The 15,498-nt window shown below is 64.6% G+C and carries 10 protein-coding genes; 7 read left to right on the top strand and 3 right to left on the bottom strand.

Translation table 11 applies throughout. The features are described from left to right. The first annotated feature begins 19 nt into the window (after positions 1-19). From LY632_RS13510 to LY632_RS13500, 3 genes are read left to right on the top strand one after another with little or no spacing between them, the layout of a single operon-like run. Positions 20-1,231 (top strand): acyl-CoA dehydrogenase family protein, encoded by a 1,212-nt coding sequence (locus LY632_RS13510; RefSeq protein WP_234091644.1) that lies wholly within the window; start codon positions 20-22, stop codon positions 1,229-1,231. A 15-nt stretch (positions 1,232-1,246) separates the two neighbouring features. Next, entirely contained in the window at positions 1,247-2,311 is a 1,065-nt protein-coding gene (locus tag LY632_RS13505) for an acyl-CoA dehydrogenase family protein (protein WP_234091643.1), read from the top strand. Next, the gene (locus LY632_RS13500; protein ID WP_234091642.1) at positions 2,308-3,609 is read left to right on the top strand and encodes an MFS transporter; all 1,302 of its coding nucleotides are present in this window, start codon (positions 2,308-2,310) and stop codon (positions 3,607-3,609) included. The genes LY632_RS13505 and LY632_RS13500 overlap by 4 nt, the downstream gene beginning before the upstream one ends. Here the strand turns inward: LY632_RS13500 and LY632_RS13495 are convergent. After that, positions 3,606-5,282: a class I adenylate-forming enzyme family protein gene (locus tag LY632_RS13495; protein ID WP_234093251.1), complete on the bottom strand. Its 1,677-nt coding sequence runs from the start codon at positions 5,280-5,282 to the stop codon at positions 3,606-3,608. The two genes, LY632_RS13500 and LY632_RS13495, sit on opposite strands and share 4 nt — an antisense overlap. A gap of 142 nt (positions 5,283-5,424) precedes the next feature. On the opposite strand from LY632_RS13495, the gene LY632_RS13490 reads away from it, so the two are divergent. From LY632_RS13490 to LY632_RS13475, 4 genes are all read left to right on the top strand, one after another. Next, complete coding sequence (locus tag LY632_RS13490) at positions 5,425-6,663, top strand: serine hydrolase (protein WP_234091641.1); 1,239 nt, start codon at positions 5,425-5,427, stop codon at positions 6,661-6,663. Positions 6,664-6,686: 23 nt separating this feature from the next. Continuing rightward, a complete protein-coding gene (locus LY632_RS13485) occupies positions 6,687-8,723 on the top strand; it encodes a 3-hydroxyacyl-CoA dehydrogenase NAD-binding domain-containing protein (protein ID WP_234091640.1) in 2,037 nt (678 codons plus the stop codon). Between the two features lie 224 nt (positions 8,724-8,947). Then, complete coding sequence (locus tag LY632_RS13480) at positions 8,948-11,668, top strand: TonB-dependent receptor (protein WP_234091639.1); 2,721 nt, start codon at positions 8,948-8,950, stop codon at positions 11,666-11,668. A gap of 88 nt (positions 11,669-11,756) precedes the next feature. Next, on the top strand, positions 11,757-13,046 hold the full coding sequence (locus LY632_RS13475; RefSeq protein WP_234091638.1) for an MFS transporter: 1,290 nt from the start codon (positions 11,757-11,759) through the stop codon (positions 13,044-13,046). On the opposite strand, the gene LY632_RS13470 is transcribed toward LY632_RS13475, so the two are convergent. Further along, the gene (locus tag LY632_RS13470) at positions 13,043-14,032 is read right to left on the bottom strand and encodes a radical SAM protein (protein WP_234091637.1); all 990 of its coding nucleotides are present in this window, start codon (positions 14,030-14,032) and stop codon (positions 13,043-13,045) included. The genes LY632_RS13475 and LY632_RS13470 overlap by 4 nt on opposite strands. Continuing rightward, entirely contained in the window at positions 14,029-15,447 is a 1,419-nt protein-coding gene (locus LY632_RS13465) for an NAD(P)/FAD-dependent oxidoreductase (RefSeq protein ID WP_234091636.1), read from the bottom strand. The genes LY632_RS13470 and LY632_RS13465 overlap by 4 nt, the downstream gene beginning before the upstream one ends. Positions 15,448-15,498 lie beyond the last annotated feature (51 nt).

Below are 15,498 nucleotides of genomic sequence, written 5' to 3'. Positions count from 1 at the left end.
CAAACCGCAGGAGAGAACCATGGCAACCGCAGCCGATATCAGGCCCGACGACGCCCTCGCCGATTTTCGCGCCGAGGTGCAGGCCTTCCTCGCCGAACATTTCCCGCCTTCGCTGAAAGGCAAGAGCAACGCGATGCGCTCGGTCGAAGGGCCGGGCGATGAAACGCCGGAAGAGAATGCCTGGCGCGAAGCCATGGGGTCGCGCGGCTGGGGCACCCCGACCTGGCCCAAGGAATATGGCGGCGGCGGCCTGTCGAAGGACGAAGCCCGGGTCCTCAACGAAGAAATGATGAAAGTCGGGGCGTGGAACCCGATCGGCGGCATGGGCGTGATGATGTTCGGGCCGACCATGCTCGAATATGCCAGCCACGAGCAGAAGCTGGAGCATATCCCGCCCATCTGCCGCGGCGAAGTGCGCTGGTGCCAGGGCTATTCCGAACCCAATGCCGGGTCCGACCTCGCCAGTTTGCAGACCACCGCCGAGGACAAGGGCGATCACTATCTCGTCAACGGCCAGAAGACCTGGACCAGCGGCGGGCAGTGGGCTGACAAGTGCTTCTGCCTTGTCCGCACCGACCGCAGCGACAAGCACCGGGGCATCAGCTTCCTGCTGATCGACATGGACAGCCCCGGCGTCGAAGTGAAGCCGATCACCATGATCAGCGGGCTCAGCCCGTTCTGCGAAACTTTCTTCACCGATGTGAAGGTGCCCAAGGGCAATCTCGTTGGCGAGGAAGGCCAGGGCTGGACGATCGGCAAGCGCCTGCTGCAGCATGAACGCACCAATATCTCCGGCGCCGGCAATGCCATGGGGCTCAATGCCAAGCCGCTCTCGCAGATCGCCAAGGAATATATCGGCACTGACGAGAATGGCGAGCTGGCCGACCAGGAACTGCGCGGCAAAATTGCCGAGTTCGAACTGGCCTGGTCAAGCTTCCTCCTCACCGCGCGCCGGGCGACCGAGGAATCGAAAGCCAAGGGCGGGGTGTCCGAAATCAGCTCGATCCTCAAGAAGGTCGGCACCAAGCTGAGCCAGGAACGGGCCGAGCTGTTGATCGAGATCATGGGCTTCCGCGGTCTCGGCTGGGAAGGCGAAGGCTTTACCGGCAGCGAGATCGAGCATGTCCGCGGCTGGCTGTTCGGCAAGGCCTTCACCATCTACGGCGGATCGACCGAGATCCAGAACAACATCATCGCCAAGCGGATCCTTGGCATGCTGGACCACCAGTAAGGGGAGCGCGGAACGATGGCCATTCTCAACGAAGAACAGACCATGCTGCGCGATATGGCGCAGGAATGGGCGACCAACGAAAGTCCGGTCGGCAACTGGCGCAAGACGCGCGACGCGGGCCAGAAGGTCGATAGCAGCGCGTGGTCGAGCATGGGCCAGATGGGCTGGACCGGGATCGTGGTGCCGGAAGAATTCGGCGGCACCGATTTCGGCTGGACCAGTCTTGGCCTGGTGGTCGAGGAACTGGGCAAGACCCTGACCGCCAGCCCGCTGGTGGCGACTTCGCTCGCCTCGGCGGCAATCGTGCTTGGCGGCAGCCAGGCGCAGAAGGAAAAGTACCTGCCCCGCCTCGCCAGTGGCGAACTGGTCGGCACGTTGGCCTTCGACGAAGGCTCGCGTCACACCGGCTCCGCTGCGAAGGCGACGGTTTCGGGCGGCAAGCTCAGCGGCACCAAGGCCTTTGTGCATGAGGCCGATACCGCCGGGCTGTTCGTGGTCTCGGCAGCGGACGGGGTGTATCTCGTCGAAAAGGGGGAAGGCGTTTCGCTGTCTTCGCGCGAGCTAACCGACCGGCGCGACCATGCCGAAGTCACCTTCGACGGTGCGGCGGCGGACAAGCTGGCCGATGGCGGCGATGACCTGGCCGACAAGATCCTCGACCGGGCGCGCATCCTCACCAGCGCCGAAATGCTCGGCATGGCGCAGGCGGTGTTCGACACCACGCTCGACTATCTGAAGCAGCGCGTGCAGTTCAACCAGGTGCTGGCGAGCTTCCAGGCATTGCAGCACCGGATGGCGGATCTCTATGCCGATCTCGAACTGATGCGCAGCGCGGTCGAGGCGGGCTTCCAGGCGCTCGACATGAGCTTCAAGGTGCCCGAGGCGGCGTGCCTCGCCAAGAGCCGTGCCAACGAAGTGCTCCATGTCATGAGCCGCCAGGGCATCCAGCTTCACGGCGGGATCGGGATGACCGACGAATATGACGTCGGCTTCTATCTCAAGCGCGCCCGCGTGCTGGAGGCGAGCTGGGGCAACACCGGCTTCCTCAAGGACCGCCACGCCAAGCTCGCGGGCTATTGAGCAGCGGCCCGTTAGCAGAAGATACGCTGGAGGCGCGCCCGGAAGAGGAAATCTGGGCGCGCCACCACGCTTTCGTCGAAGAGAACCTGAAGCATAATTACACCGCCACGCTGGTCCACGGCGTGTTCGGGATGACCGGCTTTCGCCTGATCTATGCCCCCACCATCATCCCGGCCTATCTCTACCTGCTGACCGGCAGCGCGGCGGCCGTCGGGCTGGGCACGGCGCTATTGCAACTGGGCGGCACGCTGTCGCCGATCCTGTCCGGTGCGCGGGTCGAGAGCCGGGCGCGCATCCTGCCCTATGCCATCACCGTCGGCTCTTTGATGCGAGTGATGGTGCTGGCGCTGGCGCTGATCGGCTGGTTCCTGGAAGGCCGCGCGCTGCTGTGGGCGACGCTCGCCGCCTTCCTGCTGCTGGGCTTTTTCAGTGGGGCGCAGCGGGTGGCGTTCCAGATGCTGATGGCCAAGGTCATCCCGCTGGCGAAGCGGGGTCGGCTGCAGGGCGTGCGCAATATGCTCGGCGGCGGGATCGCCGCCGGGCTGGCGTGGGTCGCCGGGCATTATTTCATCGAGCAGGACTGGCTCGGCAATGGCTATGCCACAACGTTCCTGTTCGCATTCCTGCTAACCTCGATCGGCCTGGTGGCGCTGCAATGGGGCCTCAACGAGCCCGAGGCGCCGATGACGCGGCTCTCGGTGCCGTGGCGGGCGCGCTTCCGACAGTTCGGCGAGCTGCTGCAGCATCGCGCCTTCCGTGCCTTCCTTTTCGCGCATGGGTTCTCCTCCATCGCCCGGGTCGGCCTGCCGTTCTGGACCATCTATGTCGGCGAGCGACTGGGCCTGAGCGGAGCGCTGATCGGCTCGCTCAGCCTCGCCTTCCTCGCCGCTGAGACATTGAGCAATCTGCTGTGGGGCCAGCTGGGCGACCGCCGCGGCTTCCGGCTGGTCTATCTCGGCGCATTGCTGTGCAGTCTGGCGGGGATGGTGCTGCTGGTCATGGGCGAGGATGCGCTGATGCTGCACGCAGCCTTCGCCCTGCTCGGGCTGGGTTTTTCCGGCTGGATGATGGCGGCGCTGACGCTCGTGCTCGAATTCGGCGCGCATGAGGACGTGCCGATGCGGATCGCGCTAACCACCACGGTAGAGGGTGCGGTCAGCTCGGTCGGGCCGATCCTCGCCGGGCTGGCCATCGCCGCGTCGGGCTATGTTCCCCTGATCGTAGCCAGCTTCATTTCGCTGGTGCTGGCGCTGGGGATGGTTTTCTGGCGCGTTAGCGAGCCCAGAACGAATGGCTAAAACAGCGAGCCAAGATCCTTCTTGAGGATCTTGCCGTTGGCGTTGCGGGGCAGCGTGTCCTCTGTGAACACAATCCGCACCGGCACCTTGAACCTGGCCAGCCTCTCCGCGACCCAACCCTGCAATTCGGCCTCGCTTGCCGTCATGCCCGGGGCGAGATGGACCACCGCTGCCGGTTCCTCCCCCAGCGTCCGGTGGGGGATGCCGACCAGCGCGGCATCGGTCACGGCAGGGTGGTCGTAGAGGACATTCTCGACCTCCGACGAATAGATGTTCTCGCCGCCGCGAATGATCATGTCCTTCGCCCGGTCGACGATATAGAGGAAGCCTTCGTCATCCAGGCGCGCCAGGTCGCCGGTGCGGACCCAGCCGTCGATAAAGGTCTCGGCGGTCGCTTCGGGCCGGTTCCAGTAGCCCATGACAATCATCGGCCCGCGCGCCCACAGTTCACCGACCTGCCCGGTGGGCAGACTGTTGCCAGCCTCGTCCGTCACCTTCAGATCGGCCACCGGCACCGGCGGCCCGGCGCTGTCGGGGCGGTTGAGATAATCCTCGCCCGCATGGCTGGTGACGGTCGCCATGGTCTCCGTCATGCCCCAGCCGTTGCCGGGCATGGAGCCGAACACCTCGTAGATCTTGCGCACCAGTTCCGGCGCGGAAGGCGCGCCGCCATAAGCGATGCTCTCCAGACTGGAGAGATCGTATTTGGCGCGGTCGGGGTGCTCGATCATCTGCCAGGCGATGGTCGGCACGCCGCCGGTCAGGTTGACCTTCTCGCGCTCGATGATCTCGAACGCCTTCACCGTGTCCCATTTGCGCATGTAGATGATGGTGTGCCCGGCAAACAGCTGGCCCATCATCCCGGCAGAGCAGGCGGTGACATGGAACAGCGGGATCACCGTCAGGCCCACCTTCTGCGCCGGGGGCGGGATCGGCTCGCCCCGGCGCAGCACGCTGCGGGCGGCGGAATAGCCGCTGGAGAGGATGTTGGTGGTCAGGTTGCGGTGGCTGCCCAGCGCGCCTTTCGGCTGGCCGGTGGTGCCGCTGGTGTAGAAGATCGTCGCCGGGTCGTCGGGCGCTATGGCGACATCGGGAATCGCCTGATCGGGCAGGGCCGGCCAGTCCTGCGCCGTGCCGATGACCGCTTCGAGGGGTTCGGCCGGACTCTCCAGCGAGGTCGCGCGGCTCACCAGCACATGCGCGAGGCTCGGGCACTCGCTCATATGCGGGGCGATCCGGTCCCAGCGCTCGTCGTCGCAGATGAGGACCTTGGCACCGGAATTGGCGAGCCCGAAAGCCAGCTCCTCGCCGGTCCACCAGGCATTGAGCGGAACGCAGATCGCGCCGATCGTGGTCGCGGCAAAGAACGCGACCGGCCATTCGGGCAGATTGCGCATGGCCAGTGCGACCCGCTCGCCCGGCTTGACCCCGCGCGAGCGGAGGTTGATCGCGAGTTCGGCCACCGCCCGGTACCATGCCTCGTAAGTAACCCGCTCGTCCTCATAGATCGTCATCAGCCGGTCGCCATGGCCGCGCGCATGATCGGCCAGCATCCGCAGCGAAGCAGGGGCATGCTTCCACACCCGCGTCGGCACGCCGCGAATCTCGACAGTCTCCATCTCGAAGCGCGCACCGGGTGCACACAGCACGGCTTCGACTTCGGCCAGACTCATCGTCGGCCACCCTGCGGGCTTGCTCCACGCCGGCCCCTTCGCATCGCTCAAGCTATCTCTCCCAATCGGGTATGTTTTTATTCGCAACCGATGCTAGGTGAGGATGCAAAGGCGCTCAAGCGCCGATGAATCGGGAGAGAGCATGACTGCACCTTTCACCTGCGCCGATCCGGCGTCGCTCGGCTTCGACGCGGGCCGCCTGGCCCGGATCGGGGACTTCCTCGAAAGCGCCTATGTCGCACCCGGCAAGCTGCCGATGACCCAGTTGGTGGTCGCTCGCGACGGGCAGCCGGTCTATTACGATGCGCGTGGCAAGATGGGCGAGGGGCGCGAGACGCTGCGCCATGATGCGATTTTCCGCATTGCCAGCATGACCAAGCCGGTGACTTCGATCGCCTTCATGCAGCTGGTCGAACAGTGCAAGGTCGCACTGGAGGAACCGGTCACCAAGGTGCTGCCCGAGTTCGCCAAGTTGCGCATCTATGCCGGGGGCGGCGGCTCGATTCCATTCGCGCCGGGAACGCCCGCGCATCCGATGCGCTTCATCGACCTCATCACCCATATGTCGGGACTGACCTACGGATTGCAGAATCGCGGCAATATCGATGCCATCTACCGCGAGCACAATCTCGATTTCGCGCGCGGCCGGATGAACAGCGACGAATACATCCGCATCCTTAGCGAACTGCCGCTCGAGTTCGCGCCGGGGCAAGGATGGAACTACTCGGTCTCGACCGATGTGCTCGGCATTTGCGTCGAACGGCTCAGCGGGATGCGGCTGGGTGACTATTTCCAGCAGCACATTTTCGCGCCGCTCGGCATGGTCGACACTGCTTTCGGCGTTTCCGATGACACGCGGCTGGTCGATGCCTACCAGTATGTGCCGGGCCACGCGGCGAAGATGATCGAGGCAGGGCCGGGCAGCAACCTTGGTAAGCCGGGCCTCTATGACAGCGGCGGCGGCGGGCTGTGCGGCACTATCGCCGATTACCACCGCTTCACCCATATGTTGGTGAACGGCGGCGAACTTAATGGCGCGCGGATTGTCAGCCCCAAGACCCTGCGGATGATGCGCACCAACCACCTGCCGAACAATGCCGACCTCACCGAGATGTCGAGCAGCCTGTTTTCTGAAAGCAACAACGCCGGGACCGGTTTCGGGCTCGGCTTTGCCATGGTGATCGATCCGGCCAAGACACTGATGCCGTCGAGCCCGGGTGAGTTCTATTGGGGCGGGGCCTATTCGACCGCCTTCTTCGTCGATCCGCTGGAAGGCGTGACGATGGTGTTCATGACGCAGGTCTACCCGTCGAGCAGCTATCCGATCCGCCGCCAATTGAAGACCATGATCTACAGCGCGCTGGCCGAGAGTCGCGCCTGACCCGATTTCTGAGGAGAGAACAGATGACTTCCCCGATCCGCACCGAACGCCATGATGATGTGTTGGTGATCATTTCCGACAACCCGCCGGTCAACGCGCTGGGCCAGGCAGTGCGCGCGGGCTTGGCGGCCGGTGTGGAGGAAGCGCTGGGAGATGACAGCGTCAAGGCGGTGGTGATCCGCTGCGATGGGCGGACCTTCTTTGCCGGGGCGGACATCACGGAATTCGGCAAAGCACCGCAAGGCCCAAGCCTGCCCGAAGCGCTCGACAAGCTTGAAGCGAGCGACAAGCCGGTGGTCGCCGCGATCCACGGCACCGCGCTGGGCGGCGGCTGCGAGGTCGCGCTGGCATGCCATTACCGTGTGGCGGTGCCGAGCGCGAAGCTCGGCCTGCCCGAGGTCAAGCTGGGCCTCATCCCCGGTGCCGCCGGGACCCAGCGCCTGCCGCGCGTCGTGGGGGTCGAGAACGCCTTGCCGATGGTGGTCGGCGGCGATCCGATCTCGGCCAAGAAGGCGCAGGCGATCGGACTGGTCGATGCCATCGTGGGTGAGGACAGCCTCGAGGCAGATGCCATCGCTTTCGCCCGCAGCAAGATCGGCCAGCCGGTCAAGCGTTCGAGCGAAGGCACCGCCAACGAGGACGGGATCCGCAATCCCGACCTGTTCGACCAGTTCCGCGCCAAGAATGCGCGCGCCCTGCGCGGGTTCGATGCGCCCAATGTCGCGATCCAGGCGGTAAAGGCCGCGACGGAACTGCCCTATGCCGAGGGCGTGAAGAAAGAACGCGAGCTGTTCACCGGGCTCATGTCCGGCACCCAGAGTGCGGCGATGCGGCACTATTTCTTCGCCGAGCGTGCGGCCAACAAGATCGACAATGTCGACGCCAATGTGCCGCTGATCCCGATTCTGAAGGTCGGCGTGATCGGCGCAGGGACCATGGGCGGCGGGATCGCGATGAACTTCCTCTCCGCCGGTATCCCCGTAACAATCCTGGAGATGCAGCAGGAAGCGCTAGACCGCGGCACCGGAGTAATCCGCAAGAATTACGAGCGTACCGCGCAGCGCGGCCGGATGACGATGGAAGCGGTCGACGCGGCTATGGGCCTGCTTACCCCCACGCTCGACTATGCTGACCTCGCCGACTGCGATCTGGTAATCGAAGCCGTTTACGAAAGCATGGACGTCAAGAAAGAGGTCTTCGGCAAGCTCGACGCGGTGGTGAAGCAAGGCGCGATCCTCGCCTCCAACACCAGCTATCTTAATGTCGACGAGATCGCCCGGGCGACCGAGCGACCCGGCTATGTGCTGGGGCTGCACTTCTTCTCGCCCGCCAATGTCATGAAGCTGCTGGAGATCGTGCGCGGCAAGGAAACCCGGGACGACGTACTGCTGACTTCGATGAAGCTCGCCAAGACCATCGGCAAGGTCGCGGTGGTCGCGGGCGTGTGCCACGGCTTCATCGGCAACCGTATGCTCTCGCCGCGCCAGCAGCAGGCCAATGCGCTGATCCTGGAGGGCGCGAACTATTGGGATGTCGATGACGTGCTGCTCGAATTCGGCTTTCCCATGGGGCCGTTCCAGATGGCCGACCTTGCCGGGATCGACATCGGCTGGCACCGCGATCCGTCGAAGGTCACCACCCTGCGCGAGGCGCTGTGTGCGGCGGGCCGGTTCGGCCAGAAGAACGGCAAGGGCTTCTACGACTATGACGAGGCGCGCAACCGCACGCCGTCTGACGAGGTGAGGGCGCTGATCGCCGATTTTGCCGCCAGGGAAGGCCATGCCCAGCGCAGCTTCACCAAGGACGAGATCCGCGAGCGCCTGCTCTATCCCATGGTCAACGAAGGGGCGATGATCCTCGAGGAAGGCATGGCCCAGCGCGCCAGCGACATCGATGTGGTGTGGATCAACGGCTACGGCTGGCCACTGTGGACCGGCGGGCCGATGTTCTGGGCCAGCACCATCGGGCTCGACACCGTGGTCGCGGGGCTGGAGAAGCACGGGCTGCCGGTGTGCGACAGTCTGCGCGCCAAGGCCGCTGCAGGGGAGAAGTTCGGCTAGCTGCCGATAGACCGGAAAGCCACACTGGTCGAAAAGAGTCGCAGAATTGCAACTTTGCGCCTTGCATAGACGACACGGCTCGCACAGAATATTGCGCAAGGCAGGGAGAGGCCTTGTGTATCCGGAAAGCATTGCCGCATTTTTCATGCGGCAACTGGCCCATCCGGATGCATACGAATGCACCTCCCGGTCGGAAATTCGAACAACCGTTCCAGGGAGCAAGCATGAAAAGCATTTTCCGTCGATCGATTGCCCTAGGTGCCCTCGCCGGTGCCATGGCGATGACCCCCACGATCGCCTTTGCGCAGGACGCTGACGAGGATGAAGCCGCCGCCGCAGAAGGCGAAGGCGACTTCGTTATCGTCGTTACCGCGCAGGGCCGTAGCCAGTCGCTGGCCGATGTTCCGATCGCCGTTTCCGCAGTGTCGGGCGAACTGCTCGAAAAGTCGGGCGTGTCCGACATTCGCGACATGAACCAGGTGGCTCCGTCGCTGCTGGTGTCTTCGACGGGCAACGAAGCGAACGGTTCGGCCCGTATCCGCGGCATCGGCACCGTCGGTGACAACCCCGGCCTCGAAAGCTCGGTCGCGGTGTTCGTCGATGGCGTCTACCGGTCGCGTTCAGGTAACGCGCTCAGCGAACTCGGCCCGATCGACCGCGTCGAAATCCTGCGCGGCCCGCAGGGCACACTCGGCGGTCGTAATGCTTCGGCCGGCCTCATCAGCATCTACACCGCGCCGCCCGAATTCATCTTCGGCGGTTACGGCAACTTCACCTACGGCAACTACGACGCGATCAAGATCGAAGCCGGCGTGACCGGCCCGCTCGGCGATACTGTCGCTGCCCGTGTCGATGGGGTCTATTTCGAGCGTGACGGCTTCTACAACGATGTCACCAACGGCACCCGCATCAACGACCGTGATCGCTACCTGGTTCGCGCGCAGGTGTTGTTCGAACCGAACGACGACCTTTCGTTCCGCGTTGTCGGTGATTATTCGAACAAGGACGAGGCCTGCTGCGCCGCAACCTTTGTGCAGCCCGATTTCGCACCGGGCGCGCGGGTCAGCCCGGGCCTCAATTCCTTTGTCGAGCCGGTGCCGGGCGCGCCTGCGCTGACCAGCACCTCGAACCCGATCATCCCGATCCTGCTCGCCCTGGGCCAGGATCCGCGGGCGCTGACGCAGAGCACCTTCGATCGCGATATCTACCCGACCGCCGGTCGCAGCTATCAGGGCAACACCGAAGACTGGGGTATCTCTGGCGAGCTGAACTACCAGTTGGGTGCGGTTACTTTGACCTCGATCACCGGCTATCGCCAGTATTCGAACAACCAGGGCTCGGACACCGACTACACCGGGGTGGACATCCTGTATCGCGCGCCCGGCGACAATGCCGGCGCCCGCGAGTTCAAGACCTTCACTCAGGAACTGCGCCTCAGCGGCACCGCGTTCAACGATAAGCTCGACTGGCTCGTCGGCGGCTACTTCGCCAATGAGAAGCTGCAGACCCGCGATAACCTGCGATTCGGCAGCCAGTACGGCACTTTCGCCGCTTGCCGTATCGCGCTGGCGATCAACCCGGCGCTGGCCAATCCGGCGGCGACAAACTGCTTCGGGGCCAATATCGCCGCGCTGACCGCTGCCAATGGCGGTGCCGGTGCCTTCGGTGCAGCGACCCCGCTGATCGTCGCAGGTATCAACAACCTGTCGAACGTCCGCGACCGTGGCGGCACGGGCGATGTCTACAACCAGACCAGCAACAACTTCGCGCTGTTCACGCACAACATCATCCACATCACCGATCGTCTCGACCTGACCCTTGGCCTTCGCTACACCAACGAAACCAAGGACTTCGACGCGACCTTCGGCAACGACAACACCTTCTGTCCGGCCAACCGGGCGCTGCTGAGCCCGCTCCTTGGCGGTCCGCTGGCAGGCCTTGCCGGTGGCTTGATCGCACTGTCGTGCCAGGGCAACTCGACGTCGGAACTCGACGGCAGGTCGGTTTCGGACCAGCGCAAGGAAGACGAGTTCACCGGCACCGCGGTGCTGTCGTACAAGCCGACCGACGACCTGCTGGTCTATGCCAGCTACTCGCGCGGCTACAAGGCGGGCGGATTCAACCTCGATCGCTCGGCGCTGGCGAACCCGCTGTTCCTCAATGTCAACGCGCTCAACCCGGCGAACCTCCAGTTCGACGAAGAGACGGTCAAGGCCTATGAAATCGGCCTCAAGTACTCGACCCGTCCGTTCTCGTTCAGCGCGGCTGCGTTCCGTCAGGAGTTCAGCAATTTCCAGCTGAACACCTTCAACGGTTCGGTCTTCCTGGTCCAGAACGTCAACGGCTGTAGCTCGTCGCTCGGCGATACCGACCGTGACGCCAGCGCCACCACCGGCGCTTGCGCTCCAGACGATGTCGGCCCCGGCGTTGTGGCGCAGGGCATCGAGCTCGAGACTTCGCTGTCGCCGATCCGTGACCTCACCATGACAATGGGGATCACCTATGCGGACACCAGCTACAAGAACGACCTGGTCGGCCGGGACGACGGTACGCCGCTCGATCCTGCGCTGCGCCTGCTTCCGGGCGACAATCTGTCGAACGCCCCGGAAATCGTCGCGACCTCGTCGCTCAGCTGGACTCCGGAAATCGGCAGCTCGGGTCTGTCGGGCCTGTTCTTCATCAACGCCCGCATGACCGGTGACTACAATACCGGTTCGGACCTGCTCTACGGCAAGGAACAGGACGGCTACGTCGTGGTCAACGGCCGCATCGGCCTCGTCGGTCCGGACGGCAAGTGGGCAGTCGAATTGTGGGCCAACAACCTGTTCGACGAAGACTACACCCAGGTCGCGTTCAACACGTCGTTCGTCGCGCCGCAGCAGACCTATTCGGCGTTCCTCGCCGAGCCGCGCACCTACGGCATCACGACCCGCGTGCGCTTCTAAACGGGCGGCGTAACGCAAACAAAACGGGCCGGCCGGGCGTATCGCTTGGCCGGCCCTTTTTCTGGCATCGATGAGAGGACTTAACAGCATGGCGAGCGTAGCGATCAACGAGACCGACGTTTCCGACCGGGCGCGCAAGGTCACGCTGTTCCTGCTCACTGTGACCTATTTCTTCAGCTACATGGATCGCCAGATCCTCGCCATCCTGCTCGAGGACATCAAGGCCGACCTGCTGCTGACCGATACCCAATTGGGGCTTCTTTCGGGTTTCGCTTTCGCACTTTTCTACGCCACGCTGGGCATCCCGGTGGCAGCGCTGGCCGACCGGATGAACCGGATCAACCTCATCTCCATCGCGCTGGCATTGTGGAGCGCGATGACCGCCGTGTGCGGGTTGGCGCAAAACTTCGTCCAGCTGCTTGCCGCGCGCATCGGCGTCGGCATCGGCGAGGCCGGGTCGAGCCCGCCGAGCCATTCGATCATTGCCGACCTCTACCCGGCGGAAAAGCGCGCGCTGGCGCTGTCGATCTATTCGCTCGGCGTCACGCTGGGCGCGGCGGCGGGGCAGATGTTCGGCGGCAACCTGACCTATTTCTTCGACTGGCGGGTCGCCTTCATCGTCATCGGCCTGCCCGGCGTGATCCTGGCAGTAATCGTCAAGCTGTTCGCAACCGAGCCGCCCCGCCGGGCCGAGCCTGGGGCGGTAGCAGATGAGAACCAGCCCAGCATCCGCGAAGGGTTCCGCACGATCTTCGCCAATCCCTCGGCCCGCTGGATGATCGCTGGCGTTACCCTGACGTCGGCCATCGGTTACGCCCTGACCGGCTGGACCCCGGCTTACCTCATCCGGATTTTCGATCTCAACACGCTGCAGGTCGGCAATATCGTCGCTCCGCTGCTGGCGCTGGCGGGTGTGGTGAGCGGACTGGGCGGCGGCTGGCTGGCCAACCGCATGACCGCGCGCGACGGGCTGTGGCGGCAGCCATGGATGATTGCAGTGCTCAAGACCATTGCGCTGCCGTTCCTGATCTGGTTCTACCTTGCCGAAGAGCCGGTGACGGCCGTGGGCGTCTATTTCGTCGCGCTGCTGTTCCAGTCGAGCTATCTGGGGCCGACCTTCGCGGTGATCCAGACGCTGGCTCCGCTCAAGATGCGCGCGGTGTGGGCTGCCATCACCCTGCTTATCATCAATCTTATCGGGCTTGGCCTGGGCCCGACGATGGTCGGGGTGCTTTCGGACCTGTTCGTGCCGCGCTTCGGCGATGAATCGCTGCGCTATGCCTTGCTGGTGATTGCTGCCATCACGCCCTTCGCCATCCTGTGCTACTGGCGGGCGGCCGTGCTGCTGAAGCGCGATTTCCCGAAAGCGGTAGCCTAGGCCGAGCAGCTCGCCCCGCCAAGCACACAGAAACGGGCGCAATGCGGGTGGTTGAGCTTCACCGGGGCTGACGCCTCGGCCAGCGAAGCGCCCATGTCGAAGCCGGGATCGTAGGGGATCAGCGTGCAGGCCGCGACACGCGGGGCGGGTTCGCCCTTGCGGTGGACGACCATGCGGGAGCGCGCGCACATGATATCGGCCGGATCCTGCCCCAGGATGCCCCAGCAGGCGGTGGTGATCTCCGGGATGTCCTTGGCTCCGTCCATTTCCGGGAACAACACCAGCCGCGCCGGGTCGTTCGCGTCGACGGCAATGCCCTGCCCGGTGAACAGCCGCGCATAGCCGGCCCGCTCGTCCGCCTCGCTCTCGCCCGGCAGCATCCGGCCCGCCACCGCCAGCGAGAAGCCGTGACCGCTCAGCCATTGCAGCCCGTCGATTGCGGCGTCCCAGCTGTTCGGACCACGCTCGGCCTCATGCACCGCCTGCGTATGGTGGTCGAGGCTGACGCGGATCGTCAGCTTGCTGCCGAAACGCTCACGCAGTTCCAGCAGCGCTGTCTCGTATCGCCGCATCGGCTTCATGGCATTGCTCAGCACCAGCGCTTCGAACCCGCGTTGCAGCGTATCAGTCAGCATGGTGACGAACTCGGGGTTCATGAACGGCTCGCCGCCGGTGAAGCCGATCTCGCGCGTGCCCATGGCTTGCGCCTCGTCAAGGAATCGTGCGGCATCGGCATGACGCAGATAGACCAGCGCATCATTGGTCGGGCTGCTTTCGATATAGCAGTGCGCACAGGCGAGATTGCACAGCGTTCCGGTGTTGAGCCACAGTGTCTCGAGCGCGACCAGCGGCACCGAGGCGCGCGGTTCGCCCTTGGCGGTCCAGTCCGGATCGGTGAACTTTTCCGGCGGCAGCAGCGCCGCCTCGACCGCGAAAGGCGAGGGACCTTGGGGCGCGTTGCGACTTTTGGTGCGGGCTTCGGTCACGAGAACTTCCGTCTGAGGCCGGCGACGAAACCGGCGTATTTCCTGGGCAGGCTGCCGAACACCGTCGGTTCCCAGGCGGCAAAGGCCGCGGCCTTCGAAATCTCGCTGCGGGTCGGATAGCTGATGATCGCCGAGCCCAGCGCGAAGGTGCTGGTCTTGCCGGTGATCGTCTGGCTGAAGGGCAGCAGCAGCTCGCCCGCGTTCTTGCCCACCACGCTGACGCCGAGCACCTTCTTGCCCTTGAGCACCATCTTCATATGCCCCTTGGTATAGCCTTCTGCGACGGCGCGTTCGTTCTCGGAGAAGTCCTGCTTCACTACCGTCACCTTGTCGCCATGCTGCTGGCGCGCCTCTTCCTCGGTCAGGCCGATCTGCGCGACTTCGGGCTCGGTATAGGTGCACCACGGCAGGGCGCGGTAATCGACCTTGGTCGGCAGGCCGGTGACGATCTCCAGCGCCACGTTGGAGCCTTCATAGCCCGAGACATGGGTCAGGCGCGGCCCCTCGCGGCAATCGCCGATGGCATAGATGCCCTTGACCGAGGTGCGCCTCCGGGCATCGGTGACGAAACCGTTCTTCCCCGTAGCGATGCCGATCTCTTCCGCGCCGAAGCCCGCGACGCGTGCCTTGCGTCCCACGGCGACCAGCAGATGCGTGCCGGTGATGGCTTCGCCGCCGTCGGTATGCAGCGTGACATTGCCGGTCGTTCCTTCGACCTTCCCGGCCTTGCCGGAAACGAAGCGCACGCCTTCCTCGCGCATGACCTCGACCACGACGGCAACCGAATCCGCATCGTCGCGGGCCATTGGCTTGCCCGGCTCGACCACGGTCACTTCACTGCCCAGTCGGCGGAAGGCCTGCGCCATTTCCATCCCGATCACCCCGCCGCCGATGATGATCAAATGGCCCGGTTGCTCCGGCAGCTCGAACAGGTTCTCGTTGGTGAGGTATGGAACGCTGTCCAAGCCCGGGATCGGCGGTACCAGCGGTTCGGACCCGGTGGCGAGGACAATGCGCGGTGCCCTTAGCGTCCGGCCCGCGACCTCGACCGTCTGCCGTCCGGTCAGCGTAGCGCGGGCAGTGAAGACTTCGCAGCCCATGCCTTCGAATGTCTCGACGGAATCGTGATGCTCGATGCCCTCGATGGCATCTTGGATATGCCCGCGCACCCCGGCCCAATCGATTTGCGGCGCAGCCAGCGTCACACCGAAGCGGGTCGCCTCGCGCGCTTCGGCGGCGCGCTTCGCGGCAGTGATCAGCGCCTTCGATGGCACGCAGCCGTTGTTGAGGCACTCGCCGCCCATCTTGTGGCCTTCGATCAGGGCGACCGTGAGCCCGAACAGCGCACAACCGCCTGCCGCCGTCAGCCCAGCGGCTCCGCCGCCGATCACAATCACATCATGGGTGAAATTCATGGGTGCCCCTGCAACCGAAAGCGTCTAACCGGCGTACCTGCCTGCACAAGC

Source organism: Erythrobacter sp. SDW2, assembly GCF_021431965.1.
Classification (GTDB): Bacteria; Pseudomonadota; Alphaproteobacteria; order Sphingomonadales; family Sphingomonadaceae; genus Parerythrobacter.
The sequence above is the reverse complement of the archived record's forward strand: the minus strand, read 5'-3'. Positions and strand labels throughout refer to the sequence as shown.

Excerpts from the sequence above, each read along its gene's own strand:
- LY632_RS13480 (WP_234091639.1), top strand. The coding sequence starts at position 8,948 with ATGAAAAGCATTTTCCGTCGATCGATTGCCCTAGGTGCCCTCGCCGGT.
- LY632_RS13505 (WP_234091643.1), top strand. The coding sequence starts at position 1,247 with ATGGCCATTCTCAACGAAGAACAGACCATGCTGCGCGATATGGCGCAG.
- LY632_RS13475 (WP_234091638.1), top strand. The coding sequence starts at position 11,757 with ATGGCGAGCGTAGCGATCAACGAGACCGACGTTTCCGACCGGGCGCGC.
- LY632_RS13510 (WP_234091644.1), top strand. The coding sequence starts at position 20 with ATGGCAACCGCAGCCGATATCAGGCCCGACGACGCCCTCGCCGATTTT.
- LY632_RS13485 (WP_234091640.1), top strand. The coding sequence starts at position 6,687 with ATGACTTCCCCGATCCGCACCGAACGCCATGATGATGTGTTGGTGATC.
- LY632_RS13495 (WP_234093251.1), bottom strand. The coding sequence starts at position 5,282 with ATGAGTCTGGCCGAAGTCGAAGCCGTGCTGTGTGCACCCGGTGCGCGC.
- LY632_RS13490 (WP_234091641.1), top strand. The coding sequence starts at position 5,425 with ATGACTGCACCTTTCACCTGCGCCGATCCGGCGTCGCTCGGCTTCGAC.
- LY632_RS13465 (WP_234091636.1), bottom strand. The coding sequence starts at position 15,447 with ATGAATTTCACCCATGATGTGATTGTGATCGGCGGCGGAGCCGCTGGG.